27 protein-coding genes are annotated in these 24,842 nt (G+C 69.9%); 1 reads left to right on the top strand and 26 read right to left on the bottom strand.

Annotated features, from left to right (window positions below; all coding sequences use genetic code 11):
• Positions 1-137: 137 nt before the first annotated feature.
• The 24 genes from OG885_RS10190 to OG885_RS10075 all read right to left on the bottom strand — a co-directional run bounded on the left by OG885_RS10190 (position 138) and on the right by OG885_RS10075 (position 20,579).
• Positions 138-1,262, bottom strand: a complete 1,125-nt coding sequence (locus OG885_RS10190) for a DnaB-like helicase N-terminal domain-containing protein (protein ID WP_405729362.1) — start codon at positions 1,260-1,262, stop codon at positions 138-140.
• Entirely contained in the window at positions 1,262-2,530 is a 1,269-nt protein-coding gene (locus OG885_RS10185; RefSeq protein ID WP_405729359.1) for a DNA cytosine methyltransferase, read from the bottom strand. Before OG885_RS10185 ends, OG885_RS10190 begins: the two co-directional genes overlap by 1 nt.
• A complete protein-coding gene (locus OG885_RS10180) occupies positions 2,527-3,087 on the bottom strand; it encodes a hypothetical protein (protein ID WP_405729356.1) in 561 nt (186 codons plus the stop codon). Before OG885_RS10180 ends, OG885_RS10185 begins: the two co-directional genes overlap by 4 nt.
• On the bottom strand, positions 3,084-3,890 hold the full coding sequence (locus OG885_RS10175; RefSeq protein ID WP_405729353.1) for a hypothetical protein: 807 nt from the start codon (positions 3,888-3,890) through the stop codon (positions 3,084-3,086). Before OG885_RS10175 ends, OG885_RS10180 begins: the two co-directional genes overlap by 4 nt.
• Positions 3,891-3,957: 67 nt before the next feature.
• Entirely contained in the window at positions 3,958-4,722 is a 765-nt protein-coding gene (locus OG885_RS10170) for a hypothetical protein (protein ID WP_405729350.1), read from the bottom strand.
• Positions 4,723-5,051: 329 nt separating this feature from the next.
• The gene (locus tag OG885_RS10165) at positions 5,052-6,842 is read right to left on the bottom strand and encodes a TraM recognition domain-containing protein (RefSeq protein ID WP_405729347.1); all 1,791 of its coding nucleotides are present in this window, start codon (positions 6,840-6,842) and stop codon (positions 5,052-5,054) included.
• Between the two features lie 52 nt (positions 6,843-6,894).
• Entirely contained in the window at positions 6,895-7,668 is a 774-nt protein-coding gene (locus OG885_RS10160) for a DUF317 domain-containing protein (RefSeq protein WP_405729344.1), read from the bottom strand.
• Positions 7,665-8,264, bottom strand: coding sequence for a hypothetical protein (locus OG885_RS10155; protein ID WP_405729341.1), 600 nt, complete (start codon positions 8,262-8,264; stop codon positions 7,665-7,667). Before OG885_RS10155 ends, OG885_RS10160 begins: the two co-directional genes overlap by 4 nt.
• A 64-nt stretch (positions 8,265-8,328) precedes the next feature.
• Positions 8,329-9,147 (bottom strand): DUF317 domain-containing protein, encoded by an 819-nt coding sequence (locus tag OG885_RS10150; RefSeq protein WP_405729338.1) that lies wholly within the window; start codon positions 9,145-9,147, stop codon positions 8,329-8,331.
• Positions 9,144-9,491 carry a hypothetical protein gene (locus tag OG885_RS10145; RefSeq protein ID WP_405729335.1) on the bottom strand — a complete coding sequence of 116 codons (348 nt, stop codon included), beginning with the start codon at positions 9,489-9,491 and terminating at the stop codon, positions 9,144-9,146. Before OG885_RS10145 ends, OG885_RS10150 begins: the two co-directional genes overlap by 4 nt.
• A gap of 33 nt (positions 9,492-9,524) precedes the next feature.
• Complete coding sequence (locus tag OG885_RS10140) at positions 9,525-9,893, bottom strand: hypothetical protein (protein ID WP_405729332.1); 369 nt, start codon at positions 9,891-9,893, stop codon at positions 9,525-9,527.
• A 249-nt stretch (positions 9,894-10,142) separates the two neighbouring features.
• Positions 10,143-10,946, bottom strand: coding sequence for a DUF317 domain-containing protein (locus OG885_RS10135; RefSeq protein WP_405729329.1), 804 nt, complete (start codon positions 10,944-10,946; stop codon positions 10,143-10,145).
• Positions 10,943-11,332 carry a hypothetical protein gene (locus OG885_RS10130; protein WP_405729326.1) on the bottom strand — a complete coding sequence of 130 codons (390 nt, stop codon included), beginning with the start codon at positions 11,330-11,332 and terminating at the stop codon, positions 10,943-10,945. The genes OG885_RS10135 and OG885_RS10130 overlap by 4 nt, the downstream gene beginning before the upstream one ends.
• A gap of 29 nt (positions 11,333-11,361) precedes the next feature.
• Positions 11,362-11,823 carry a hypothetical protein gene (locus OG885_RS10125; protein WP_405729323.1) on the bottom strand — a complete coding sequence of 154 codons (462 nt, stop codon included), beginning with the start codon at positions 11,821-11,823 and terminating at the stop codon, positions 11,362-11,364.
• Positions 11,824-12,004: 181 nt separating this feature from the next.
• Positions 12,005-12,409 (bottom strand): hypothetical protein, encoded by a 405-nt coding sequence (locus tag OG885_RS10120; protein WP_405729321.1) that lies wholly within the window; start codon positions 12,407-12,409, stop codon positions 12,005-12,007.
• 29 nt (positions 12,410-12,438) lie between these two features.
• Positions 12,439-13,194 (bottom strand): hypothetical protein, encoded by a 756-nt coding sequence (locus tag OG885_RS10115; protein ID WP_405729318.1) that lies wholly within the window; start codon positions 13,192-13,194, stop codon positions 12,439-12,441.
• Between the two features lie 27 nt (positions 13,195-13,221).
• A complete protein-coding gene (locus OG885_RS10110) occupies positions 13,222-13,932 on the bottom strand; it encodes a hypothetical protein (RefSeq protein WP_405729315.1) in 711 nt (236 codons plus the stop codon).
• 78 nt (positions 13,933-14,010) lie between these two features.
• Positions 14,011-14,424 carry a hypothetical protein gene (locus OG885_RS10105; protein WP_405729312.1) on the bottom strand — a complete coding sequence of 138 codons (414 nt, stop codon included), beginning with the start codon at positions 14,422-14,424 and terminating at the stop codon, positions 14,011-14,013.
• A 107-nt stretch (positions 14,425-14,531) separates the two neighbouring features.
• The gene (locus OG885_RS10100) at positions 14,532-14,981 is read right to left on the bottom strand and encodes a hypothetical protein (RefSeq protein ID WP_405729309.1); all 450 of its coding nucleotides are present in this window, start codon (positions 14,979-14,981) and stop codon (positions 14,532-14,534) included.
• A gap of 80 nt (positions 14,982-15,061) precedes the next feature.
• Positions 15,062-16,861: a hypothetical protein gene (locus OG885_RS10095; RefSeq protein WP_405729306.1), complete on the bottom strand. Its 1,800-nt coding sequence runs from the start codon at positions 16,859-16,861 to the stop codon at positions 15,062-15,064.
• Complete coding sequence (locus tag OG885_RS10090) at positions 16,858-18,000, bottom strand: AAA family ATPase (protein WP_405742672.1); 1,143 nt, start codon at positions 17,998-18,000, stop codon at positions 16,858-16,860. The genes OG885_RS10095 and OG885_RS10090 overlap by 4 nt, the downstream gene beginning before the upstream one ends.
• A gap of 192 nt (positions 18,001-18,192) precedes the next feature.
• The gene (locus OG885_RS10085) at positions 18,193-18,414 is read right to left on the bottom strand and encodes a hypothetical protein (protein ID WP_405742670.1); all 222 of its coding nucleotides are present in this window, start codon (positions 18,412-18,414) and stop codon (positions 18,193-18,195) included.
• Positions 18,415-19,833: 1,419 nt separating this feature from the next.
• Complete coding sequence (locus OG885_RS10080) at positions 19,834-20,181, bottom strand: hypothetical protein (protein WP_405729303.1); 348 nt, start codon at positions 20,179-20,181, stop codon at positions 19,834-19,836.
• Positions 20,178-20,579, bottom strand: coding sequence for a hypothetical protein (locus tag OG885_RS10075; RefSeq protein ID WP_405729300.1), 402 nt, complete (start codon positions 20,577-20,579; stop codon positions 20,178-20,180). Before OG885_RS10075 ends, OG885_RS10080 begins: the two co-directional genes overlap by 4 nt.
• A gap of 868 nt (positions 20,580-21,447) precedes the next feature.
• Between OG885_RS10075 and OG885_RS10070 the strand changes: the two genes are divergently transcribed.
• Positions 21,448-23,184 carry a hypothetical protein gene (locus OG885_RS10070; RefSeq protein WP_405729297.1) on the top strand — a complete coding sequence of 579 codons (1,737 nt, stop codon included), beginning with the start codon at positions 21,448-21,450 and terminating at the stop codon, positions 23,182-23,184.
• Between the two features lie 259 nt (positions 23,185-23,443).
• Here the strand turns inward: OG885_RS10070 and OG885_RS10065 are convergent, their stop codons facing one another.
• Complete coding sequence (locus OG885_RS10065) at positions 23,444-23,956, bottom strand: hypothetical protein (protein ID WP_405729294.1); 513 nt, start codon at positions 23,954-23,956, stop codon at positions 23,444-23,446.
• Positions 23,957-23,979: 23 nt separating this feature from the next.
• Entirely contained in the window at positions 23,980-24,777 is a 798-nt protein-coding gene (locus tag OG885_RS10060) for a hypothetical protein (protein WP_405729291.1), read from the bottom strand.
• Positions 24,778-24,842: the final 65 nt, after the last annotated feature.

Here is a 24,842-nt window from a genome sequence, read left to right as displayed (position 1 = left end):
GTTCAACGGCACTCGGAGCTGGCCGCTTCCAGGGGCCAGGTAGTCCTACTCCAGCTCATGCGGGGCCTCGGTGTCAAACACCGCGAGCGCGGCCGGAGCGTCGTCACTCCATCGGGGAAGGGGGCCCGAGGGCGGGGTCATCGGTGGGCCCGTGAGGCAGGCAGTGTGGGCTGGAGCGGCGGACTGGTCGCCCGGGGTGGTTGCCCGGCGCGTGCCGACGACCTGCCTACAGGTGAGGGTGCTGGAGTGGTGGCCCGGTTCCAGCGGGTGCGCAGGGCGTTGAGGTCGGCGAGGGCGCGGCGGCTTCCGGTGATGAGCTGGTGGGGGGTGTTGGCGGGGTCGTCGGTGTAGGCGGTGATCCGTGCGGCGACTGTCTGAGCGCGGGCGAGGAGGGCGCGTTTGAGGATCCTCTCGCCCCAGTACTCGGGGGAGCCGGCGGGCGTGGAGACCAGGGCCATCAAGTCTTTGGGGGTGAGGGAGTCGGTGAGCAGTCCGCGGTGTTGGGCCTCGCCGAGGACGGTGACCGGGTCGACCATGTCGCTGCGGTGGACCAGCGCCGTGATGGACTGCCAGAGCACGGCGTGCAGCGGCAGCAGGAAGTCCGCCTCGGTCAGCCACCGCATCTGCTGGACCTCCGCCGGATAGGCGGTGGCCGTCGCCAGCAGGAGGCGCTCTTCGTCGAGATCCTCCTCGTCGGCCTGCCGTGGGACATCCGCGGGGAGCGCCGTGCGGGGGAGGGAGCCGGGGTGCGGGGCGAACTGTTCGCTGAGGGAGTCCAGGACGCGGCCGATATCGTCGGCCAGGCCGAGCGTCGAGGCGGCCGGATTGGGCAGGCCCGGGTCGGTGGCGGTGGACGCGAGGCGCTCGGCGTGTCCGCGCAGGATCCGACGTGCGTTGTCTGCGCGGATTATCTTGGCGTACGCCGCAGCGTGCTTCGCCTGCGGGCAGAACTGGATGAGGTGGTGCAGGTAGGGGGCGTTCAGGCCGGGAGCGTGCGGACGCGCGTGCTTCAGCACGGCGTTGAGCCAGGCGGTGTCCTTGGCGTGGTGGGCCGGGTCGGGCGGCGGGAGCGTGCGGATCGCGGTGAACAGCGCGGCATGGGTGTGACTGTCGAAGTGGTGGGCGATCAGCGGCTCGGTGTCGGCCAGACGCGCAGGTTCGAGGAGGAGGGCACCGAGCAGGGCCTGCTCGGCGTAGTGGACCGGCTTTGGTGCCGACACAAGGTCGAGGTCGTCCTCGTCGGGTTCGGGGGCGTAGGTCATCAGGCGGCGAGGGTGAAGTCGTCGGGGTTGAAGGACTTGTTGAGGTGCGGGGCGAGCAAGTGTGCGGCCAGGCGCGGGGGGACGGCGTTGCCGATCTGCGAGAAGGTCTGTCCCTTGTTGCCCTGCCACGGATAGTCGGCGGGGAAGGACTGCAGCACACCCGCCTCCTGGGCGGTGATCTTGATCGGGGCTGGTGCCGCTCGCTGCTCGTCGTCCGGCACACCGGAGGCAGTCTCGGCGACCCAGGTGCACTCGTTGGCCCGGTGGCCAAAGAACAGGGTGCCGGCGGGCTCGTCGGCCCGGCGCACGGTGGCGTTGGACTGGTTGTTGCTGCGCAGCGACCACGACCATCGAGGGGCTGCGCCGGTAAATGTCGGGGCGGCAGTGTCGGCCAGCTGGCTCTCCCTGGCTCCGTGCCGGGCGCTGCCCCCGGCGCCTTCAGGGCGGGGCTGCAGCACGAGGTCGCTCTGGGGCCTCCAGGTGCCCCGGTCGCGGGCGTCGGTGAGCGTCTTACGGGAGCCGGAGGGGAAGGGCTCAGGGCCGCCGCCTGGTCCTCCGCCGGCGCACACGGTCGGCACGGGCCGGTCGGTGGCGCCCCAGCCGAGGGCCTCGGCCATGGACACCCATTTGGCGCGGCCCGGTCCGAACAGCGACTCGGGCTCGGCGGCCTTGGCGTGGGTGGGTGGCGGCGGCTCGGCGGTGAGGGTGCGGGAGGCGAGGAGGATCGCTCGGCGCCGTGTCTGCGGCACTCCGTAGTCCGCCGCGTTCAGGATCCCGGTCCATACTGAGTACCCCCAGCTGCGCAGGATTGCGGCGTACTGGCGCCACAGCGACAGGACGTCGGGCACTTCCTCCATTGCGACCCATTCGGGTTGGCCGTGCTGGTTCAGGGCGTGCAGGTAGCGCATGGGCTCGGCGGCGAGCAGGGAGCGCGTGTCGCGGCAGGAGGTCAGCAGCTGTTCGCGAGTGTCGCGGCCGGTGGCGAGGTCGGCGACGGCCTGGTGGACGAGCGGCTGGTCGAGGAGGCCGAGGCGTTTGCCGGCCATCGACCATGCCTGGCAGGGCGGGCTGGCGATGAGGCCGGTGGTCTTGCCGAGGAACGGCCAGACCGGGTACATCGCCACGTCGGTCCGGATCGTCAACTGCCCTTGCGCGGCACGGGTCTTGCAGGCCCACTCGTCCCATTCCAGGCCGATGTCCCTAACGCCGAGCACAGCCAGTGCGTGGCTCCAGCCGCCGGGGCCGGCGAACAGGTCGAGCACGATCACGTGGCCAGCCCGAACTGGTCCTGCGTGGCCGCGATTTCGCCTCGGCAGGTCCAGGGCGAGCGCCCGTCGGTTACGCCCTCTTCCAGTTGCTGCGTGGCTTCTTCGGTGCCGAGTTCCTGCTGTAGCGCGGCCCATTCGGCGGCGGTGACGTAGTCGATCGGGGCTTCGCTCAGGGGGATACGCGAGCGGTGCAGGGATGCCTCGCCCAGCAGGCGGTTGCCGGTGGCGTTGGCGCGGGCGTTCTCCTTGCGGATGGCGGCATCGAATTCCACCACATCTACCCATTCGCCAGGGGAGTTGTCACGGATGTTTCGCCACTGGGGGTTGCCGTGAAATGGCAAGTTATTGAGAATCGAGACAGGAGCGTGACCTTCCGTTCGGTGTAGTGGGGTTTTCCCAAGGCTGTCGATCTTGACGTGTCCGGTGGCGGCGTCATGCTGCAGCGGCCAGCCAAAGAGGTGGATCAACGGGCCGATCGCGTCGGCGAGCCGGTCACCGGCGCCGGCCATATACCGCGGGGAGACCAGGACCCGGTCGTTGGGCGCGTACGCGGTCACCGGTGGGCTGCCCGTGCGACCACGGTCTTGGGTCTGGCGGCCACTTGGGTCGTAAGCCGAGCGGCCGGGCGCGGCTGGGCCAGGGCCTGCTGCCCCTGCTCGGTGACGGAGATCTTCTGCCCTCCCGCCCGCAGGGAGGTGCTGGTGTCGTGGGTGACGAGTCCGCGCTTTTCCAGGGCCCGATAGGTGGCGATGGAGACGCGGGTGCCGTCGGTGGTGGCGACGCGGGGCACGCCCAGTCCGCGCGTAGCGCTCTCGTACAGATGGCCTCCGCCGCTCAGGGCAGTGAGGGCGTCGTACTGGGCCGCAGTGAGCGCGGGGCCCGTCGTCTGCTGTACGGCCGTCGGCTTGTTCTTGCGCGCGGTGGTCAGGTCCTCGGTGATGCCGTGGGCGAGGTAGTGGCAGCCGATGGCGCACAGGTCGAGCTGGTGGACGGCATCGTCAAGGGGGCCATTCATCTGCGGGATGGCCTCGGCGTGCCGGACGGTGCGCACGGCCTCGTCGTCGGCCGGGTAACCGGCGAACGGGGCGCCCTCGTACGGGTTGGCGAACACCATGTGGGCCAGGTCGGTGCCGGCGAGTGATGACGAGGACACGACCGAGGCCATCAGCTCCAGGCCGGCCCGGCTGCCGGCGACGCTGGTGTACGTGCTGTTGTCGAGTGCGCTCAGGCGCACCAGGGCGGCGGCCGTGAGGTCCTGCGTCTGGAGGAGCAGGGGGCTGAGGTGGCGCAGCGCGTTCGTGCCGGGTGTGTAGGAGACGCTGTGTACGCGGGCTTTGAGGGCTTCGAAGGCGTAGGCCAACCGCCTCAGTTGGCGGACCTGCTCGTTCAGGTCGAGTGGGGGCGTGGGGATGGATGGCTCCTGTGGTTCATCGGCTTCGCGTGGTGGCCTGCCCGGCGGCGGGCAGGGGACGGGGCGTGGTTCCGGGGGCAGTGCGCGGCCCGGCGGGAGGCGCGTCGATGACCGAGGCGAGGGCGGTGATGCCGGCCGAGGTGAGACGTACGCGGTCCAGGGGCGGGCCGCCGACGTAGGCGGCGCGTGCCATGCCCGTCGTCCTCTCAGCCAGCCCCTTCGACTCCAGGCCGCGCAGGGTGCTCATCAGCACCTTGGGCTCGCGGGAGCGGGTGAACTCGCGGCCCAGCGAGCTGCTGGCCGTTACGTGTCCGCAGGCGATCTCGACCAGGGCGGTGCGGTGCGCGGCACCGAGCTGACCGTCGGGTGCTGGTGCACTGCCGCCGCGCCGCCGCCTGGTCTCGGAGGCCAGCGTCACGGCGCTGGTGACGGCGGCTCGCGGAGCCAGCGCGGTCAGTTCCCGGGCGGAGCGGGTGTCCAGGTCGACCGAGGCGTCGGCGAGAACGGCGAGCTGCCTCAGCCGCATGACCACCTCGGCCAACTCCTCACTCTCATAAAGACGTTCGCCTTGAATGGCCTTGATGGCGGCCCCGGTGGCGGAGGTCAGACGGTGCGCCGAGTTGGCGTAGACATCCGGAAGCGGTGCGCCTGCGTCATGCAGGAGGAGGTCAAGCGCGTCGTTGTGCTGGGTGTACTGGTCGGCCAGTTGGAGCAGCCGCTCAACGGGCGTCGGTGGTGGCGCCACCTCGAACAGCAGGGCCTCGGCGGGGGATTCGGTCATGCGCGAGACCGTTGAGAAGGCGCGGGGGCGGAGGAGGGTGCCAGAGTGGCGCCGGGCATCGATACCTGTTCCGTCGGGCTGTGCGAGGCCGGTGCGAAGGATTCGAGGACGGCGGCAACGTCGGCGATATGCCTGGTGCAGGCGAGTGCCTGCTGGTTGGTCGCGCGGCTGATGGCTCGCAGGGTGACGTCGGGGTCACTGTTGCCGCATGCGAGGCAGCAGCGATGGCCGGGCTCCCAGTCGTCGGGGACGTCATGGATCAGTGGCATAGGGGGGTCCAGGTGGGCAGGCGGGCGGTGTGCAGAGGGAGAGGCCAGGAGCCGACGGTTCTACGCTGCGGGGCCGAAGTCGGACTGCTTCGGGGCGGCCTTGGCGATGGCGCGGGCGGTGATGCCTTTGGAGGCGCGGGCGGAGGCGGCGGAGAGTGCGGCGGCCCCGGGCTCGAGGTACCAGGGGCGAAGATCGAGCATGGCCGCGCGCATGCCGGTGGCGAACGCGAGCGCGGTGCCCTTGGGCAGCGCGCGGATGGCGTCGGCGGCCAGGATGCGTTCCTGGCGCATGGACACGGAGGTGGACTTGCCTGACTCCGAGGTCGAGGTGGAGGTCGTCTCGACGTCGTGGTCGCCGATCAGGCGGGAGAGTTTGTCGGCGAAGTCGGGGTCGTCGATACCCGAGCCGATGACCTTGATGGTGGAGGCGGACCACATGGCGTCCATGCCCGCGTCGCCCCAGACTTTCTGGCCCTGCCGGTAGCTCTGCAGGATGGTGATCGGGATGATGCCGCGCGAGCCCAGGTGGGAGTACAGGTCGGGCAAGTCGCTGATCTTGCAGACGTTGGCGGCCTCGTCGAGGATCGCGAGCATCGGCGGGTCCAGGCGCCCGCCGGCCCGTTCGGCCTGGGCGGTGGCGGCCCGCATGACGGAGTCGGCGCATGCGGCGATCAGTGCCGAGGCGCCGCCTCCGCCGTCCTTTGACAGCAGGTAGAGGGTGTCCTTCGACGTGACGAACGCGGACGGCTGGAACTCGGGCACGTCCTTCTGGGGAGTCACCCAGGAGGCGATCTCCGAGTTGAGCAGGGCGGCGGCGTACTGGCGGGCCGTCTCGTAGATGCCGTCCCGTGTTTCGGGTGGGCCTTCCACGGTGCCCTTGAGCTGGGCGGCGACCGCGGTGAACTTGTGGTCGCGCAGGATGTCGAGCGGCGTGCGGTCGGCGGGGAAAGCGAGCCAGGCCATCACGTCGGTGATCGGCCGCTCGTCGAGCGCGGCGGCCAGGAACAGTTGGCTCAGGATGTTGCTGCCGGCCTTCGACCAGAAGTCGCCCTGCTGGGAAGCGTCCACGCTCGCGGCGAGGAAGTGCCCGGCCAACCTTCCTGCGCCGTCGAGGGACTTGGCGTCGGCCAAGGGGTTCCACCACATAGCCCGTTCGGCGTGGGCGATCTGCTGCGGGTCCATCGACCAGGTTCGGCCGACGGCGGCGCGCGCATCAAGGGTTGCGGTGTAGGCGTCGCCCGCGGCCTTGTTGGAGGTGAGCAGGACCGGGCCCGGCGCGTTGAGGATCGAGGGGATCGCCAGGCTGGTTGTCTTGCCGGATCGGGGTGCCATGATCGCGACGGCGACGTCCTCGTATCCCATGCGGACCTCGTGCTTCGTGCCCTGGAGATTGCCGAGGAGGATGCCGGTGTCGGCTGCGGCGATGTGCTTGGCGCCTTTGAGACTTGGGCGCAGCGAGCGCGCCTTGTCAGTGATGGCCTTCGCCATCAGCGGCTCGATGTCCCGTTGCTTGGCCATGCCGGCGACGCGCTTCTTACGTCCGCTGCCGCCGCCTTGGTAGCTCTTGTAGAGCACCGTGGCGGTGATGCCGAGCGCGACGAGTACGGCGCCGGGCAGGATGCGTGTGCTGATCAGAAGGGACGTTTCGCTCAGGCCGGGCCACAGCTGGTCGGGGTGCAGGAGGGCCTGAACCGGCTGATAGGGGGCCGGGGCGGAGTCGGTGGTCCAGGCGGTGAGATTGCCGCCGAGCCATGCGAGGTTGGACAGGGGCACGGCGACGGCGATGGCGCCGAGGAGGACCTTGAAAGCTATGTCGTAGCCGTCGGTGGACGTGGAGTTGGGCTGGGGCAAGGGCTGTTCCGGGTACGAGGGAGAAAAGGGGGCCGGACGCGCGAAGGACCGGTCAGCGCGTGCGGCCTCGCGCCGGTCCGGGCGGCGCGGGAGCAACGCCGCTCACGCGGCGGTGCCGCTCGGCGAGGGCACTGATGCGTCGCTCCAGAGCGAAGGCGACGTCCGTCGCGGGGACGTGGCGGGTGTCCACGGTCATGCGGTCGCGGGCCCAGCCCGGGATGCGGCGAGCGTCGCGCCTGATGGGCGTAGGGTCGGCCAGCGCCTGCGATACGGCGGCGATCAGGTGTGTTGGCGTGGTGCCGGTGAACACGGCTCGCCAGATCGTTGGCTCCACGACGAACGAAGTGGTCTCGATCACCCACAGGTCGTTGCCGGGAGTTCCGACCCGCTCGACGCGGGCGATGCCGTCGGGTGCCGCGAGCCCGCCGGAGTGCCGGGGCGTTTCCCATGCCGCGTCCTGCAACGCCGCGAAGGGGCCGGGCGGAGCCGTGGGCGGCCCGGACGGGTCGGTCAGCGCGTCGGTGAAGGCGGCGATGATTTCGACGGGGGTGCGGCTTTGGAAGGTGGCCGCCCAGGCGGGCTGATCCGTGGTCCGCGCCTGCCGGATGGTCCACCAGTCCGGATCATCCGGATCGCCGGGGGCCAGACGCAGTTGTGTGAGCTGGTCCGGGCTGGTGAGCAGGACGCGAGGTATCAGCGGGTCATGCCCGTAGCTCCAGCCGGCGACCCGGTGCAGCGGCTGGGTGATCCAGCCGGGATCTCCGATGCCCGCGAGGTAGCGCGGGGTGATGAACGCCTGCTCGACGGTCTCGCTCACGCCCGTCACGGCCGGACCCTGGACAGCGTGGCGGTGGCCTTGTGCACGGGGGCCGTCGCGGGCACGGTCGGCGCGGATGCGGTCGACTGCGGCTGTGCGAGTGCGTTGACGGCGAAGAGGGCCTGGCCGTGAATGGCCCACTGGTCGAGGTAGGACCAGGCTTCCGCGTAGCTCTCGGCGAGCGGTTCCTCGTACGCCTTCGTACCGGGTCGTGCGCTCTCGGGCAGGGCGGCGCGTGCCGCGCGCCAGTCGTCGTGGACCGCGTAGAGGCGCTGTGTGGCATCGCGCAGTTCTCGGACCTGCCAGGCGTAGCGCCGGGTCCGGTCGGAGGGCGACAGCTCGGCGAGCTGTCGTTCGGCGACGTGCACGAGTTCGTCCGCGTGGGTGTACACCCGGCCGAACGCGGACAGGGTGTCGGCGTCTCGCTTCTGCTGGCGACGGCCGTAGGCGTCCTCGTCGTGGGGCTGGAACGTCTCGGGGTCGGAGTGCCGGTCGGAGTAGAGGTCCCACGCGGCGAGGATCTGCCGGCTGTGCCGCAGGTAGAGGGCGAGCTGACTCAGATAGAGCCGGTGGGCGGGGCTGGCCGGTTCGAGTGAAATGGTCAAAGAGGGCCTTTGGGCGGGCAGTTGTGAGGGCGGGGTGCGGAGCGGCCGGAGCCGCTCCGCACGGTCAGCGGCTGCGGGCCGCGGGCGTGGCCGCCTCGGCTGCGGGGCCTGTCGACGGCTGGGCGGTGGGAGCGGTGCTGCGGCGGGCCTTGCGGGCGGCGGCCCGGCTGGCCCTCAGCCGGGCTTCGTGGGCGGCGGCGAGTTGCTCGCCCTGGGCGCCGCGTTCCACCTGTGCGACGAGATGGGAGTGCGGGACGTCATAGTGGCCACGCGCGACGGGCGCGGGGTCGACGAGGGCGGTGGCGAATCCGGAGAGCAGGTGGCGCGGGGTGCGGTCGTCGAAGTACGCGTGCCACAGCACGTGGTGACCGCCGAGGCCGGTGGGCTGGGCGACCTCGGCCTTCCATCTGAAGTAGTCGCTGGTCAACGTCGCCGACCGTTCCATGGTGGTGATGCCGTCCGGATGGCGGGCATGCTCGTTGCCTCGTTCGTCGCGCTCGTACGTCCAGCCCGCTGCTTGCAGTGTCGGCCAGAGGTCCGGTTCGGCCTCGGGCGCAGTCCGCAGGAGCGCGTCCGTGAATCCGGCGAGGATCTCGGCGGGGGTGTTGCCGCCGAATGACGCGTACCAGCGCTGCGACGAGATCCGCCACCAGGCGCTGCTTGTGTCCGGGGTCGGCTCCAGGACGAGCGTGTGCTGGTAGTCGGGACTGGCCAGAACGACGTGGGGAAGGTCGGCGTCGCCGAAGTTCTTCCACCCGCCGGCCCGCAATGCCTGGGTGACGTGTCGCGGGTCACCGGGACCGGCGAGGTGGCGAGGCGTGGTGTCGAACCAGATCGTTGACCAGGGTTCGTTGGCCTTGCTGACAATGTACGGGCGCGTCACGGCGCCGGCGGACTGGCAGGGTCGAACGCGTGGCCGTTCAGACGCTGCACGTCCCAGTGCAGAACGTGCCAGTCGGTGGCCTCCTGGGCGGCTTCCCGGAGCCCGGTGACCATCAGACGGATCTCGTCGCTGTCGTCCTTCGCCTCCTGGGCGACGAGGCGTGCGGCATTACGAAGGATGTCGCCGAGCAGGATGGGCACGCCGGTGTCCTCGTCGAGGAGGACGGCGAGCAGCGGCAGCACGTTGGTTACGGACGGATCGGCGTGCAGGTAGTTCTGGACGTGGGCCAGTATGGCGGTCGCCTGCGCGACGTCGTCGGGGCTGGGGGCGGAGGGGGTGGGCAATTTTCTCCTTGGATGGAAGTGACGGGACCGCGCTCACCATGGCCGAACTGGGCGCTGTCCCCTGGGTATGCGTCTGACGTCCGGGGAGAAGGTGCGGAACTGTTCGTCGAGTCCGCTGAAGCGATCTCTGAGGTCGGTCAGCGCGCTGTACGCGTCGCAGCAGAGGTCCTGCAGATCGTTGGCGTAGGAGTCTTGAACGGCGAAGTCGGCACAGGTGGTTGCGATCACGTCGAACATCTGGGCGATGAGGTGGAGTGCACCGTGACTTCGGTCGACGATCGCAGTGAGGATGTTGGCGAGATGCTCGGGGCGTTCGGATCTGTCGATCTGCCGGCTGAGGCGGAGGAGTTCGGCAGTGAGGGCCTCAACGCCACTGGGCGTGAGGTCTTGGGACTGCGTCAAGGTGATGCGCTTTCGATTGGGCGGCGGGCTGGCATGAGACGGTCAGCGGCGGACGCGTGCTCCGGCTTGGCTGTACGGACGGGGCTGACAAGCGCCGGGGCCAGCGATGTTTGTTGTGGCGACCTGGTACGGGTGGTGGCGGCGCGGGCGAGGCGGTGCGCTGAGCGGCTTCGAGGCGCCGCAGACGCTGCACGGTGTTGACACAGTGCAGGGTGGGCCCGTTGAGCCGGGAGTAGAAGCGCTCGTGGCTCACCGCATCCGCCCGGCCTTGGCGTACGGGCGGGTCCCGGCACCTTGAGGACGCGCCCTGCTGCTGGCGAAAGCGTTGCTGGCCCAGGTGGCGGCGCGGGCTGCGGTGATCCGGGCCTGCTGCCATGCGCTGAGCTGAGAGGGCAGTACCGACACCGAGGTGGTGCGGATTCGCTGAGAGGGCGGGACGTGGCCGAGGGGCCGCATCACCGGCTGCGGGTCGGCGAGCGCGGTGCTGAACGCCTGCACCAGGTGCATCGGCGTGCTCGGCGTGAACGTCGCCTGCCATACCGTGCCGTGTTCGTTGCGGGCGCCGGCCCACCAGTGCGCTTGTCCGGAGGCGGACTGGTGGAAGCGGACGACGACGTCACCGTCTGGACTGCGGGCGGTGAAGTGTTGTCCGCGCTCGGTTTCCCAGCCCTGCGCCTTAAGTGGCGCCCACACGGTGGGGGCGTGGGCGGAACGCGGCCGAGTCAGCGCGTCGGTCACGCCGGCCACGATCTCGACGGGGACCTGCCGTCCAAGCGTGGCATGCCACGCCTCCTCCTTCCTCGTAGGCTTCCCGCTGATCGTCCAACCGCCGGGCTGGGTGTATGGGTCGTACCCGATGCGCACGGACTTGTCGGGACTGTCGAACACGACGGGGCCGCCAGTCTTGGACTTGTCCTTCCAACCCGAGGCGCGCAGGTATTCGGTGACGAAGCGCAGGTCTCCGCCGCCGGCGAGGTGGCGGGGCTCGACGAGGTAGTGCTGCTGGGCCTGTTGACCGGCGGGGCCCCAGCCGGACCGCTGCTTGTTCTTCATCGGTGCCGCCGGATGACCATCGCCGAGGGGACCGGCACTGCGGCCGGTCTGTTGGACGGAGGCGTGGGTGCGGTGATCCGCTCGATGGTGCCGGTGTGCTCGTTGAGGTCGACGCCCACGCTGTCGAGTTCGTTGGCGGCGCGGCCCAGCGCGAGCGCGACGTCGGGCGGCAGGAGTCCGCGCTCGGAGTGGTCCTTCGCGAAACGCGAGTCGGCGGCGACGAGGTCGGTGACCTCGCCGAGGAGCCCGGTGTCGTAGTCCAGGACGTGGGCGAGGACCTGGGCGGCCTCGTGCGGCGGGGCCAGCGCGAGGTGGCGGCGGAGCTGTCCGAGCTGTACGGCGATGGCGTCAGCGAGCTGAACGGAAGGGGGGTTCGAGTCGGTCATAAGCCTCCTGAACAGGCCGGTTCGAGGTGCTAGTCGTGGTGGCGAATGCGGTAGCTGTCGACGAGAAGGAATGCGTCGCGGCGGCGGGCTTCGTCGAGGGCCGCCTCGGGGCGCCCGCCGGCCAGCGGGTTGGTGTGTTCCCGGCTGCCGACGGTGACGGCGCGCAGGTAGCGGCGGAACAGGGCGGTGACCAGGCGAGGTTTGTGGCTGGCAGTGATGGGCGGGGGCGTGCGGTCGGGTGCCTGAGTGACGGCGGGCTCCTGGGGAGTATGGGGCCGACCCCGGTGGGCCGGGGCCGGCGAGGGATGGGCGGTCACGCGCGTACGGCGTGCTTGCGCGGCGGGTGGCGTGGGTGACGGTGGTGGTTGGTGCTCTGCTTCTTCGGCGAGTGCGGCGCGGTAGGCGGTGCCGCCGAAGAGGCCCGCGTCGATGTCGACCCTGTATCCGGCTCGGGCCAGCAGGGGCACGACCCGGCTGGCCATAGTCTGCATGGCGATCTTGTCCATCTCGTCCGGGATCTGATGCCAGACGTCGCACGCGACCCGGTGCCGGTCGAGGCCGAGGTCATCGAGCAGCGGCAGGAGGTGTTCGGGGCGCCGGCGCGGGTGCCGCCGTAGATCGTTCCGTCGCGGTGGTAGAAGGTGACGTCGACGTCGTAGTCATCGGCGAGCTTCACCGGCGGCGTGCCCCTGCCGGACGACCGGTTGCGGGCACGGCGGCGACAGCGGTTGGCGGGGCTGGGGCGCCGTGGCCGTGCATGGCTGTTGCGGCGTCGGTGTAGGTGGCAGCGTCCCAGACGTCATCGCCGTTGTGGACCACATATCCGGCTTTGTGCAGCCACGGCACCGCAGAGGTGGCGAGCTGCTTCTTCGCGTCCTCGTCGAGGTGGGCGGGTGCTTCATGCCAGACGCAGACGGGCTCGGCGGCGGGTAGGGCCCGGCGCTCGAAGCCGAGGCTGTCGAGGAGAGCGAGCAGCTGCTCGGGTGCTCCGGTTGGGGTGTCGGCGTGCACGGTGTCGGTGAGGGGGTTGCGGTAGAACGTGACGTCGGTGCCTGCGTTGTCGGCACGGTTTTCCACGTGCGGCAACTCCCGTGCGGGTCCCGGGGCTATCGCCGTCGCGCAGACGGCGCGGACGAGGTGGCGGGCGGCGCGACGGGGGTGGTGTCCAGGGCGGGGCGCGTCTGCGGATGACGCAGCACGGTGTCGATGCCCAGCGCGGACAGCCGTCCGCCGGTGGCTCGTACGGAGGCAGCTTGGCGGGCGGTGTCGTCGCCCGGCAGGACAAAGGCGTCTTGCGCCGTGTCGAGAACGAAGCCGTTGTCAGTCAGTACCCGGGTGATGTCGGCGCGGTCGGGCTTGTCGACCACGAGTGCACCGTCCGACCAGGTCATGACTAGGAGTTCTGGAGCGGACGATTCCCGCGTGAGGTGCTCGGCGTTCTTGAAGACCTGGTGGGCCGCGACGTAGTAGCGGGGAAGGAGGTCGACGGTGATGTTCTCGGCCGCGATGAACGGGTCGGCGTCGACGGCGATTCCGTCGGGCTCGCGTACGCCACGGAATGCTTCAGCCGGTACGTCGTCGGGGGCCAGTGCGGCGATGAGATATCCCTCGGCGTGGCCGGGCTGGTCTGTGACGAACAGGCGTGTTCCGTCGTGGTGCTGCAGCACGGCGCAGTGGTCCACGGGGTGCTTGGCCAGTGCTTCTGCGACCTCGTTCATGTCCCAGACCGTGTTGGTGAGGACGTGGTGGACGTTGAGGCCGCCATGGTCCGGGTGGTACGTGCTGGTCCAGGCGCCTGGCAGTTCGCCGGCGAGGACCGTGGCGAACGAGCCGAGGCTGGTGTCGGGGGTGGGGTCGTGCATGGGCTCCTCGGAGGGGACGGGTGTGGATCAGCGCCGCTGGGGCGCCGGTGCGGGTGCGGCGGCTGCGGCGACGGGGCTGGTGGTCAGGCGCGGCGGAGGCGGCGGGCAGGCGCAGGTGGCGGAGGCTTCGCGTTCGTCCGGTCCGACCTCGGCTGTGCACGCGCGGCGCTGGGGATGGTCCTGGTGCCGGTCGGCGAGGTCGTTGCGCATGTGCGCGAGGTCGGACCACAGCACGGCGAGCCGGTGCTCGGCGAGGTACTGCAGCCGCTTCGCGGTGTGCGGGTCCGGCGGTTGACCGAGGTCTTGATAGAAGGCGGCGGTGGCCGCGAGCACCTCGACGAGGGCGATGACTACGCCGTCGTGGGCGGCCGTGAGTTCGGTCAGGGCGTCGGCGACCTCGTCGCTGGTGGTGGCGGCGCGGATCCGCTCGGCGAGGTGTGCGACTGAGGAGCCGAGCGGAAGGTAGTGGGGCTCTCGTGTCTCGGTGTCGAAGGCGTCGTCGGTGTCGACGCCGTACTTGACGGCGCGCAGCCGGGCGACGGCGCGGGTGGCGAGACGTTTCTCCTCGGCTTCGTCGAGGCCGACGGGCAGGCGGTGATAGGTCTCGTGGAGGCGGACGACGGGGACGAAGCCGCTGCGCTGGAGGATGCTGTGGGTTTCGGGATCGCCGCCGCGGGCGAGGACTTCTCCGGAGTGCACGTCGCGCCCCAGGGTCAGGAAACGATCGGCAGGGGCCAAGAAGCTGTTCTTTCGGATGGGCCAGCGGGCAAGCCGGCCGCGGTTGGGCCGCGGCGGGCTCCGAGCCGACTGTGTGGGTCACTGGCCGACCCGGGCGTCGGCGATGTGCACCACCTGGTTGAGGTGGGTGACGGAGTACCAGCCGCAGTCGACGTCGTCCGCATCGGCAAGGCGCGGGATCAGGTAAGTACGCAGCGCCTGCTGATAGATGAGGCAGTCCGGGCACCGGCTGGAGAAGTGGACCAGGTAGCGCGGGTGCGCGGTGATGTACGTGCGCTCGCCGCCGGCCGGGTCGTACAGGCGCCAGCCGTCCTCGTCGGTCGGGGTGTGCCACGAGGGTGTGACAACCTTGTAGGCGTCGCCCCACAGTTCGCCGCCGGAGATGCCCTTGAGGATGACGACCTGGTCGCCGGGCCGGAAGTGGGCGTGGGTGATGTCCCGGTCAGGGGTGACGATGTCACCGGGGGCATGCGGATGGCGGGAAGCGGGCACAGCAGGGTTCCTTCCACGAGGTACGCGGGGAGGCGGTGGGAGGAACAAGGATCCGGACGATTCCCGGTTTCGGTAACCGGGGATCGTCGGGTATACAGCCTGGCGTCCTACCGGAACGGGTTCTCCGTCCCGATGTCGTCCGAGGCGGCGGCGTCGAGAAGCTCAGGAAGGTCAGAGCCCTCAGCGTCCCTCTGGTCGATCCACCAGCCGGCGCGGGCGATGGTGCGGATCTTGTCTTCGAGGACGGCCCAGTCGGCCTCGTCCCAGGTGCCCTCGCTCACCAGCGCGCTGTACGCGGCAGTGACGAGCTGGTGACGTGAGCGCTCGCCCCAGTCCAGGGCCCGCTCGGGCCCTTCGAGCGGCGGCATGTCGAACTGCTCGGCCCACTCGCGGGCGGCCTGCTGCTCCTCGGCGCGCTTGGCCGCGAGCCAGGCTTCCTTGGATTCCGTGTCGGAATCGCGCGCGGTCTTCCAGCAGTCGGTGCAGTCGCGTCCTTCGAGCCAGCGGGCGAATCCGGCTCGCCGGTCGGCGGGACGGTTGGACAGGTTGTGCGTCACTTGGTGTCCACAGCTGTGGGCAATCTTCCAGGTGGTGCGGACTGCCACGTGGTTGTTCCTGCTTTCTGTCTTCTGTGCTGTCAGCGTGTCCTGCGGAGGGCGTCTGTGGCCGCCGTGGCGATGGCGGCGGGAGCGCTGGAGGGCCGGGGCAGGTGCAGCAAGGTGGTCCCCGGCAAGTGCTGGGACTTGGCGGTGAGGGTGAGTTGGAGTACGGCGCAGCCGGCGGTCGTGAGCCGCTTGACGCGGGTGACGGCTTGAGCGGTTTCGTCGCTGCCGTAGTGGGCGTCGGTGACGATCACGAGGAGGCGGCCGGCGCCGGGGCGGCTGAGTTCGAGGCCGTGGTCGAGTGCGTCGATGGCGTCGCCGAGGTTGTGGTGGCCGCCGTTGGCATCGAACGTCGTCACGCGCTCTGGCGCTCGGTGGGTGGGTCGAGTCAGAGCGGTCAGGTGCCGGTCAAAGGCGATGGTGGCGGTAAGGGAGTCGGGGTCGGTCAGGGCTGCTGCGCGTGCCACGATCCAGGCGGCGGAGGCGACGGGCCCGCAGGCGGCCCGCATGGAGCCGGAGACGTCGACGGCGATCCCCACACGCAGCGGTGGGGTGGGGGTGTTCCGGCGGCGGGTGTGGGTGAACGGTTCCGCGGTGGGGACCGAACCGGCCGCGCGCTGAGCGTCGCGGGCGAGGGCCGCGCGCATGTTGAGGCGGCCGGGCGGGGTGGGGCTGGTGGTCCGCTCCTCGGTCCGCTCGCGGTAGGCGGCGGCACGCAGGGCGCGGCTCAGGCGCGCGGCGGCACTCTGCTCGGCGGAGGTGGGCCTGAGGGTGCCGGTGACCGGGTTGCCGTAGGGGGCCGGTGTGCCGTCGGGGGTGACGGTGGTGCCACGGGCGTTGAAGACCGACTTGGCGGTGGCGGCGGCTTTGCGTCGCTGGCCGGCGCGGTGGGCGCGGTCCTGAGCCTGTGCCTTGGACTGCGCGGCCATGGCGTTGGTGGCTGCGGCCTGTGCCGCGAGGTCGGCGGCGTCGGTGGCTGCCGTGCTGTCCATGACGACCGCCACGGCGCCGGACAGCAGATCGGTGAGGTTCTCCGGCACGGGCAGGGCGGGGGCCGCGGTGTCCAGAGCGACGCACCATTCCTTCGCGTGCGCGAGCATGGTCGTGGCGTCGTGGTCGGCGCACTGGTGGGCTGCCGTCCAGATGCGGGTGAGTGTGGCCAGCAGGTTTGCGCCCAGCATCTTTTCGCACACATCGGCGACGGCCCGGGTCTCGCCAGCGTCCAGGATGCCGACGTCACGGCGGCCGAGGACCAGGGCCGCCACGGCGGCGGCGTGCTCGATGCCCTTAAGGGTGGGGTGGGCGATGTCGGGCATGACCAGGGTTCGGGCACTGGTGCGCAGGTACGTGCGGTCCGTGGGCCGCCGGTTCAGGTGTGCGCCTTCGACGCGGCTCTCCTCCAGCAGGAGCGCGGCCTCGACGACACGGGGGTCCGCTTCGGCAGGCGCCGTCCAGACGGAGTGGGCCGCGTGCGCGGCCTCGTGGACGAACACTCCCCAGGCGGCGGGATACCGCTCCTCGTCGCCCACGATCCGCGGATGGATCTCGTGGGGCTTCAGCGGGGCGAACAGGCCGGCGTCGAACTCGACCTCGCCCAGAGTGGGGAAGAACGCGGCCGGTGCGCCGCTGCGCGTGCCGGGGCGGCAGGTGACGAGGAGGTCTGGGCGGCCGGAGAGGGCGACCAGCCGATCGCCGAGTTCGGCTCCCACGCGCAGCCACAAGTGCGGGGAGGAACGGGGTTGCGCGGGCGGGGCGCCGTCGTCGTCCCATCGCGCGAGGTCGGCGTCGTCGTCCGGTGCGGAGGCGGGGGACTGGACGTGGTGGTGGGCGCTCATCGCGAGCGGCCCCGGTGCGCGGAGCCGGTGCTGCCCGGGGGCTGCCGGACGGCCGAGGCGGAAAGCTGCTTGCCGAGGGTGAGGGGGCGGACCTCCTTGACGCCGACAGCCTTGATGACGGCAGCGGCGACGGCGTCGCGATCCTCCAGTGGGGCGATGCCGACCAGGTTCGCGAGCGCGGCTTTGGTGCCGAGGACGGCCTCGGTCCTCTGGTAGCTGAGCAGTTCCCGCAGTTGGGGGGCCCAGCCCAGCTCGCCGAGTTCGACTTGGCGGGAGAGGTGTCGGGCGACCCGGACCACCCGGGCATCGATCCTCAGCGCCAGGGCGAGGTCATAGTCCGTGCCGATCTGGATCTGCACGCTGAACCGGCTCGCGAGCGCTTCCGTCAACACCGCCCCGTGGACGCCGGGATTGTGGCCCGCCACCACGTAGAAGCCCGGCTCGGCCTTGATGGTCTCGCCCTTGTGGGCCTTGACCTGGATCTGCCGGCGCCCGTCCATTGCGGGATACAGCGCCGCCAGGACCTTCGGTGAGATCAAGGTGGCATCGTCGATCAGCAGGGCGCGGCCCTCGGTCATCGCGGTGACCAGCGGACCGTACTGGAAGACGTAGGCTCCCGCGTCGTCCTGTGTGTACTCGCCGATCAAGTCGCCGACCGTGGTGTCGCCGTCACCGGCGACGGTGAGCAGGTCCTCGAACGCCGCCTCGACCAGACTCGTCTTGCCGGTGCCCGGAGGGCCGTAGAGCAGCACCGGCACGTCGGCGTCGCGCAGCCGGTTCAACGCCTCGACGTCGGGCAGATCGGCCAGCTCCCGGGGGTGGTAGACCTGGCCCCCCGCGCGGCGGATCGGGCCGGCCTGCCGGGGCGTGGTGGCTGCGGGAATGGTCATGCGGGCCGTGGCCGCCTGGGCGCGGGGAGAGTGGGTGCCCGGTGGGCTGATCACAGCGGTCTGCGCGGCTGCGGCGGTTTTCGCGTTCGCGCGGAACTCCGGTTGTCCCCTTCCGTCTTGGTCGGCCTCGCCGCGTCGCACCAGGGTGAGGGCGGCGTTGCGGACGGCGCCGTGGGAGTGGCCCAGCTGCCTGGCCATGTCCCCGATGGTGAGCGTGTCCGCCGGCCGGTCGGCCAGCAGTCGGGCCACCTTGGCCCGTAGTTCGCCGCCCTTGGTGCGCGCTGGACTGGCAGGCGTTCCGGGTGTGGTCAATGAGGGTCCTTCAACAGGTGCGGGTGCGGGCGGGGTTGGCGCTGCACCGGAGAGGCCGGCCGCTCTGGGAGCGGATCACGGACTGTGCCGACATCGGCGCCCGGGCCAACCGGGGCGTACCGTCGGCGCTCACCGGCCGGCCGAGGGCTCGGTCCAGGGGCACGGGATGGCCGACGACGAGCAGCTCGCTGGCTGCCGAGCAGGCCCGTGCGTCCGCTCCGTACCGGGTTCCGTCGCCTGGCAGGAGCAGCCTGGCGTCTCTTCGAAGCCGGACTGGAGCAGGATCCGCCGGGCGGCGGCGTTGTAGCCGGTGGTGGTGATCTCGCCGGTGATGGCGTGCCGGATCGCTATGAATGGCTCTGCAGGTGCTTCGGGCAAGGCGGATCTCCTGTCGATGGTGGCGGGAAGGCGGTGGGGTGTTGGGCGAAGGCGAGGCGGGCCCGGAGCTTCCAGCACATCAACGGTGCGTGGCTGGACCACGAACGATGGGCAATGACTGCCGACATGCTCCAGGGCGGGCCCTCACCGCCCCGCAGCTACCTGACTCGCCTCTCCGCACGTTCCGATAGCCGGGTGGGCCAACAACGGTCATAAAACTCCAGGTAGTTGAGGGAAACAGGGACGGTGCGCGGGCTCTGTCGGACGACGCAAGGCCCGGCACAGGTGGGATAGGGGCGGCGGCCAGATCTCCCCGGATGAACGGCATGAGAACGCACGGACTGTGACCTGCGCCACGTCGTGGACGGGGTGCGGGGACGAATGCGGAGGTGCCCGGATCGCTGATTGTCTCTTAAGGCTCACGGGGAAGCCCTGGGTGACCTGCGGATCCGGTCTAAAGCTGGTATCCATTTCGCCGTTGGGGGCGGCGGGCGGCCCATTCACTAATTTACTCAATCGCCAGCGGTGCGGTTAGGGCACGCGTGTCTGGCGGCGAGTCCGTCACCCCTCGGGATGGTAAGTTGATCCCTGGAAAAGCCCTTTTCCGGGCCTGAATCGGAAGGGGGTGATAGACGTGACCCTGGACAACGAAGAGCCAGCCGAGAGGTCGGGGCTCCGACGCCGCGTGCGCCGGATTCGACGCTTGAGGGTTGTGCTTCTCTGGGCGCAACTCGGGCTGATCGCTGTGCGCTTCGCGCAAGTGTTCAAGTCCTGGCTGTTGTAACCAGGGTGTCCACGTAGGAGTCCGCGTGCGGCGGACCCCTACGTGGCATCCACGTCAACCCTGGCGGGGTCTGTACTGGTTGGAGGCCGGGCAGACCCCGCCGTCATTGTGGATGACGCTTAAGACTCTACCACCGAAGTGATTTTGGTGGAGGCGAAATTCGGTTCGGCATTTCACGACGCGTCACCGAAATGTGCGGTGTGATTTGTGTGTGGGTGCTCCAGAATTTCACTTTGCGGGGCGTTAAATGCCGAGGGGTGGGCTGAGCTTTTCTTGCCTTGGTCACCCAAATGCGTGACGGGTAATTTTTAGTTCCGGAACTTTCCCGGGTGGGGCTGCGTCGCTTGCCGCGGCCGGAGCACGCTGTGGTGAGGGGGCGTCCTGCGGATGTCCGCAGGTCCGGCCGGGGGCAGGGGTAGCTGGCCCGGCTCGTGGATACCGGACCGGCCGTGAAGCTGCGGTCACCCATTCGGGTGGCGGTCATTCAATTCCGCCCAGGGCGCGAGGTTTCCGTCCCTGACCTGCTGCAAATGACCGCACCAGGCGCTGGTGGGGACATGTGACCACCGTGGCTTCTGCGCGGAAGCGCGAGCCACGACGCTGGGAGTTCAGCGCCTGGACCGTCTTGGAGCAGTGGATGGAGGAGGCTGGGCTGTCATGGCCTTCGTTCGGCGCAGTGCTGAGGGTGCGGACGCGGCGGGCGGGGTGGGGTGCAGGTCGGGGTCGAGGTCGACGCTGTAGCGGGCGGCGGTGAGCATCTCGGCCGCCCAGGCGGCGTGTTCGTTCTCCCACGTGCGGCCTAGGTCGAACGGCAGCCGGATCCAGACGCCGCGCAACTGGGGGTAGGTGTCGAACCCGGCCCGCTTGAGAACGCTGGCGGCGAAGCCGTCGACCGGGCCCTCGACCTCGACTTCGCCGCCCTGGCCGCGGGTGATGCGGATCGGCTCATCGCTCACCAGCTTCGCCCCGTCCCGGCTGCCTGGGTCTGGCAGCCCACCGGTACGGCGCCCGGCTGGGGCAGGAACTCAGGGAGGGCGGTGGTCGGGGCACCGTGCTGCTCCGGGGAGCGGGTGGCGGCTGCCTGCGCGATGCGGTTGCGGCGCTCCACCAGTCCGTTGCACTCGGCTGGCTGGGGCGGAGAGGCGCTGCGGCCGGGGTCGAGGCCGTAGTCGGCGTGGACTTCATAGCCGTGGCGTCGAAGATCGTGAACGGCCTGGCGGGTGCGGCGGACCCCGTCCTGGTCGGGGCTGGTAAGCCGGTACAGGCCCGGAGTGTCGGGCACGGGCTCGAACTGCTCGCGCACGAGGAACCAGTTGGCGAGGTGTGCGGGGATGCCCGCGGTGGCAGCGGCCACGAATCCGTGGTCGGGGTGGGCGCCGAAGCGGAAGTGGTCAGACAGAGGCGAATCCTTTCTGGGAGCGGTCAGTGGTGCGCCCTGGCAGTACGGGACATGGGCGGCGGCGCAGAACGGGCGGTGAGCAGCCGCAGGCGGGGTGTGGACGGAGCTTCCGGGCCGCCCGGCACGGCGGCGCGCACCCGGCGTGCGAATGCTTCGCTGTTGGCGAGCCAGGTCTCGATGGCTGGCAGGACGGCGAGGCCGAGCTTTCCGCGAACCTGGCTCCATTCGTGGGCCGGCAGTGCCCCGAGAATGATCGTGGAGCAGGTCGTTCCACTCGTCCCAGGCATCCTGGCTGTGGACGAGTGCCTCGCGCAGTCGGGTCAGTGCCGCGTCGTCATCGGGCCATGCGGTGACGGCGGGACGGCATCGGCTGAGCAGGAGCGGCGCGTGTTCGAGGACGTGCCGGGACTCCAACCAGGCGTGGTCGGCGAAGTCCCGTTCCATACCACCGATCAGGCGGGAGTCACCGAGCAGCACTGCGTCGCTGTGCCGGCCGGAGTCCTTGATCGCCTTCAGGGTCGGTGTTCCTCTCGGATGCGTTCCAGCGCCGACAGGACCGTATTGAGGTCCCCGCGGTGCAGCACTCTTTCGAGGGAGATTCCGCTGCGGAATGCTCTGAGAGTTGCAAAGCAAGCGACGGGCGCGGTTCGCTGTTGCCACCTGGCAGGTGGCAGCCAGGTCCGGGCGCCGCAAGCCGACCCTGACGCCGACGGACAACACCACCACCCCGTGCCTTGCTCGTCTCGCGCACAGTCCCCACGAACCGTTCATGTGAACTTCACGCATCTTCTGCCGGGTCGGGGCAGGAACAAAGGAGAGCGTGATGCGCATCGATGAGTACATCGTCGACGTCCGCCGTCAGCACACCGGAGAGAGCCTTAGAGAAGCTCGTCTCCGCCTGGCCAGCCTTCGGGACTGGTCCGAGCCGGTGCCCGCCGCCAAGGACACCGATCAAGCGCGACTGGAGTCGTACCTGCTGCACGTCCTTGGCCAGGGGCAGGGCCTCAACCCCCTCGGCGTCAGCGAAGTCATCCCCAGTGCCGACCATGTTGTGCTGCGCCTGGAATCGCCAGAGCCCTTCTCCTCGCTGCTGACCCTGCTCCCCTATAAAGACCGGCGCCGATCCCGGCACGGCGTACTCGACCTGCGTGCCTATGCAGGCCGGCAGGGCATCGAGCTGGCCCTGGGCAGGACCGCTACAGGCCGCGCACTGATCCTCGGCCCCCAGAACTGCGATCTCGCCGCCCTCCTGGACGTCCACCGTACGGCTGTCGAAGAGCAACGTTATGAGCCGCTGTGGATCAAGGACACCCCGCACGGTCCGATGCCGCGGCCCTTGGGCCGAAGCACGCGGACGACTAGTAAGAGGGCCAAGCCCGTGGACCCGCACACCGTGCGCCCACACCTCGCCAGCGCGCTGCTGCGCCGCCTGCATCTGTGGCCATCGCTGGTCCCCGGCAGCACGGTGACGTTCACCAGCCAGCCCCACAACTCCGGTTTGAACTGGACGGTGCAACACGGCGTGCCGCACCAACGCCCCGTGCACGACGACACTGTCGCCACTGCGCTGGCCGAGGTGGTAGCTGGACCAGGGCTGGCCGCCGACACGGACGGCCACCACTGTGACCCGCAGCAGTGCGTCCAGACATTCGCCCTGGGGCAGTTCACCGTCCGCACTATCCATGCCGACAATCCCCACCCCGCCCAACGGCTGGGCCGCGCCCGTGCACACGTCCTGGCAACATTCCTGAGCGAAGCGCAGCCTTCAGTGGGCGGCACCGGGCAGACGCCCGGCGGGCACGTGCTCCAGCTCGTCGACCCTTGGGGGGATGATCGGCTGGACGCCGCCAAGCAACTCGCCGCTGCCTGGGCCCAACAAGAGCTGCGCACCCTGGTCCTGCGCGTGGACAGCAGCCGCCACCGGCGCGGTGACGCCGCAGCGTGGGAACGGGTGCGACTGACCGGCGGGCCCGGAGCCATGTTCACGGGGTACGCCGACTTCGTCCACGGCGATCTCGAGTCTGAGATTGCCCGGGCCCGAGCGGAGTTCGACCACATCATCGTGATGAAGCGCCAGTGGGTGGACCTGCCTTTGGCGGGACTCTCTCCGCTGGCGGACGACCACGTCATCGTCACGGACGGAGGCTTCGACAGGACGACGAAAAGCACCAGCATCCGGGCCGGTGAACTACGACGTACCACCATCCCGCTCATGCCCAATGAATCTGCGGTGGCTTGGCTGAACCGCCACCTGGCAAGGGTCCCTTTCGCCGAGGTGCCCCTGACCGGCCTCGTCCTGTGGTGCGCACACGACGCGCGCGGGCCCGACGCTTTTGACGCCGCGGTCGATGCCGAACTGGCCCGCCATGGGATGCCGGTACTGGGCCGGCTCCCGCGCGCTCCGCGCCGTAGCCCTCACCGCACGGTGCTGGACTGCCTTCCCGACGAGCGGCGAGTGTTCGAGACGCAGCAGGCTATGCAGATCCGCAGCAGCTTCGGAGCTCCGGGCGGGAACGCGGAGGTGTTCCTGGCCGCCCTGCGCGAATACGTCGAGTGGTAGCGGGACCGACTACGAGCCCGACGCCGCAGGCGCGGATACGGAAACAGAAGTGGGGTGTCCGCCAGGGCTCGCGCAGACACGCGAGCCCTGCGAGCCCGTGGCAGGAAGCCCGCGACCCGAGTAGTCGCAGCCGGACCTCTCGCTACAGATGTTCTGGCGTGCTGGCACCGAGGTGGCGGGCGTACATGCCGCTTCCGGCGGCGGTGGGGCGGACGATGTCAGAACGAGTGGACACAGGGGTTTCCTGTCGTGGCTGGGGTCAGCGGATGTATCGGCGCGCGGGCGCAGGCGGTGTGCCCGGAGCCGCCGGTACGGTCCGCGGGGGTTGCGCGGACGCTGACCGGTTCGTGCGCCGGTAGGTGCTGGCCATGTGGTCCTCGCTCAAATAGGCGAGTTGATCAGCGAGTTCGGACAGCTCCTCGGCGTGCTGGCGGTAGCGCACTGCGATGCCTGGTTCATGGTTGTGCTCGCACCATTCGGCCGCGGTCTCCAGGAACGTGTGCAGCTCGCCGACCCCACTGCGTCCGTCGCCGAGGACGGCCTGCGCAACGGTGTTCAACTCGGCTGCTGTGCTTACCCGGTACAGCTGGCGGGTCCAGTCGATGATGCTCTGACCAGCTTCATCGTCGGGGAGCGAGGTGCTGAACTCCCGCGCGTCGTAGGCGGCCCAGCGATGCAGGTCGTCGGCTGTCGGCCGGGCGTCCTGATGGGCCGTGATTTGCTCGGTGGTGCGTCCGACGTTGTCGTACAGCTCGAAGTCGGGGTGTGGCAAGGTCGAGGGGCTCCTCCGGTCGGCTACGCGCGGTCCGTCGGCGCGGAGACGATGGGCGGGCCGGAGGCGTCAGTGCGGGCGCACGTGTAGCCGATCAGGCGGGATCGAGCGGCCTTCGCGGGCACCGTGGCGGCGTCGGCGCAGACGAACGTGTACGTCACCAACGTGCGGGGGATGCCGTGGAGCCAGGCGTTGTCGTCCTTGTCGGGGTTGATCTGCAGCCCGGAGTGCGCGACGGCGTCGGTCTGCGTGTGGGTGTGGGCGAACAGCAGCAGCGCGCCGCCGTCGCTGGTCTTCAGCGCGTAGCCGTCCTTGAAACGGTTGGTGCCCCCGGCGAAGACGGTGGTGCCCAACTTCCCGAACTTGCGGGTTGTTTTGTCGTGGACCTTGATCTGCTGGTTGCTGGATGTAGTCGGGGCGAAGACCTTGGTGCCGGTGTTCGTCCCGCCGGTCGCGAAGTTGTCGATCACCGCGGTCCGCAGCACGTCCGAGTCGGCCGCGAGCTGCTTGTTGCCGGTGGCGACGACCGCGGTGGCATAGCCGTGGCTGTCGAGGGCGATGTCCGGGAGCGTCGTGCTGTCGAGGTCGACGACGGAGACCATCTCCCACCGCTTGTTCTTGGGCTGCTCGGCGAAGACGGCGATGCGGCTCGGGTCCTTGCCCTTCACGCCAGATAGGGCGGCGGCGAAGAAGCGGCTCTGGTCGGCGGCGAAGCGCGGGATGTACAACTTGGCGCTGGAGATGTCGTACGACCAGGGTTTGTACGGCTTGCGGTCGGCCTTGGGCAGGCCCTCGGTCTCGGTGTAGTCGGAGACGGACATCGCGTACAGCGGGCCGTCTTCGATGGTGTTGAGCAGAGTCCGGTCGCGCTGTGCGTTGGCCTCGT

The sequence above is a fragment of the Streptomyces sp. NBC_00028 genome, from assembly GCF_045041065.1.
Taxonomy (GTDB): Bacteria; Actinomycetota; Actinomycetes; order Streptomycetales; family Streptomycetaceae; genus Streptomyces.
This window is presented reverse-complemented; position numbering and strand designations above follow the sequence as displayed.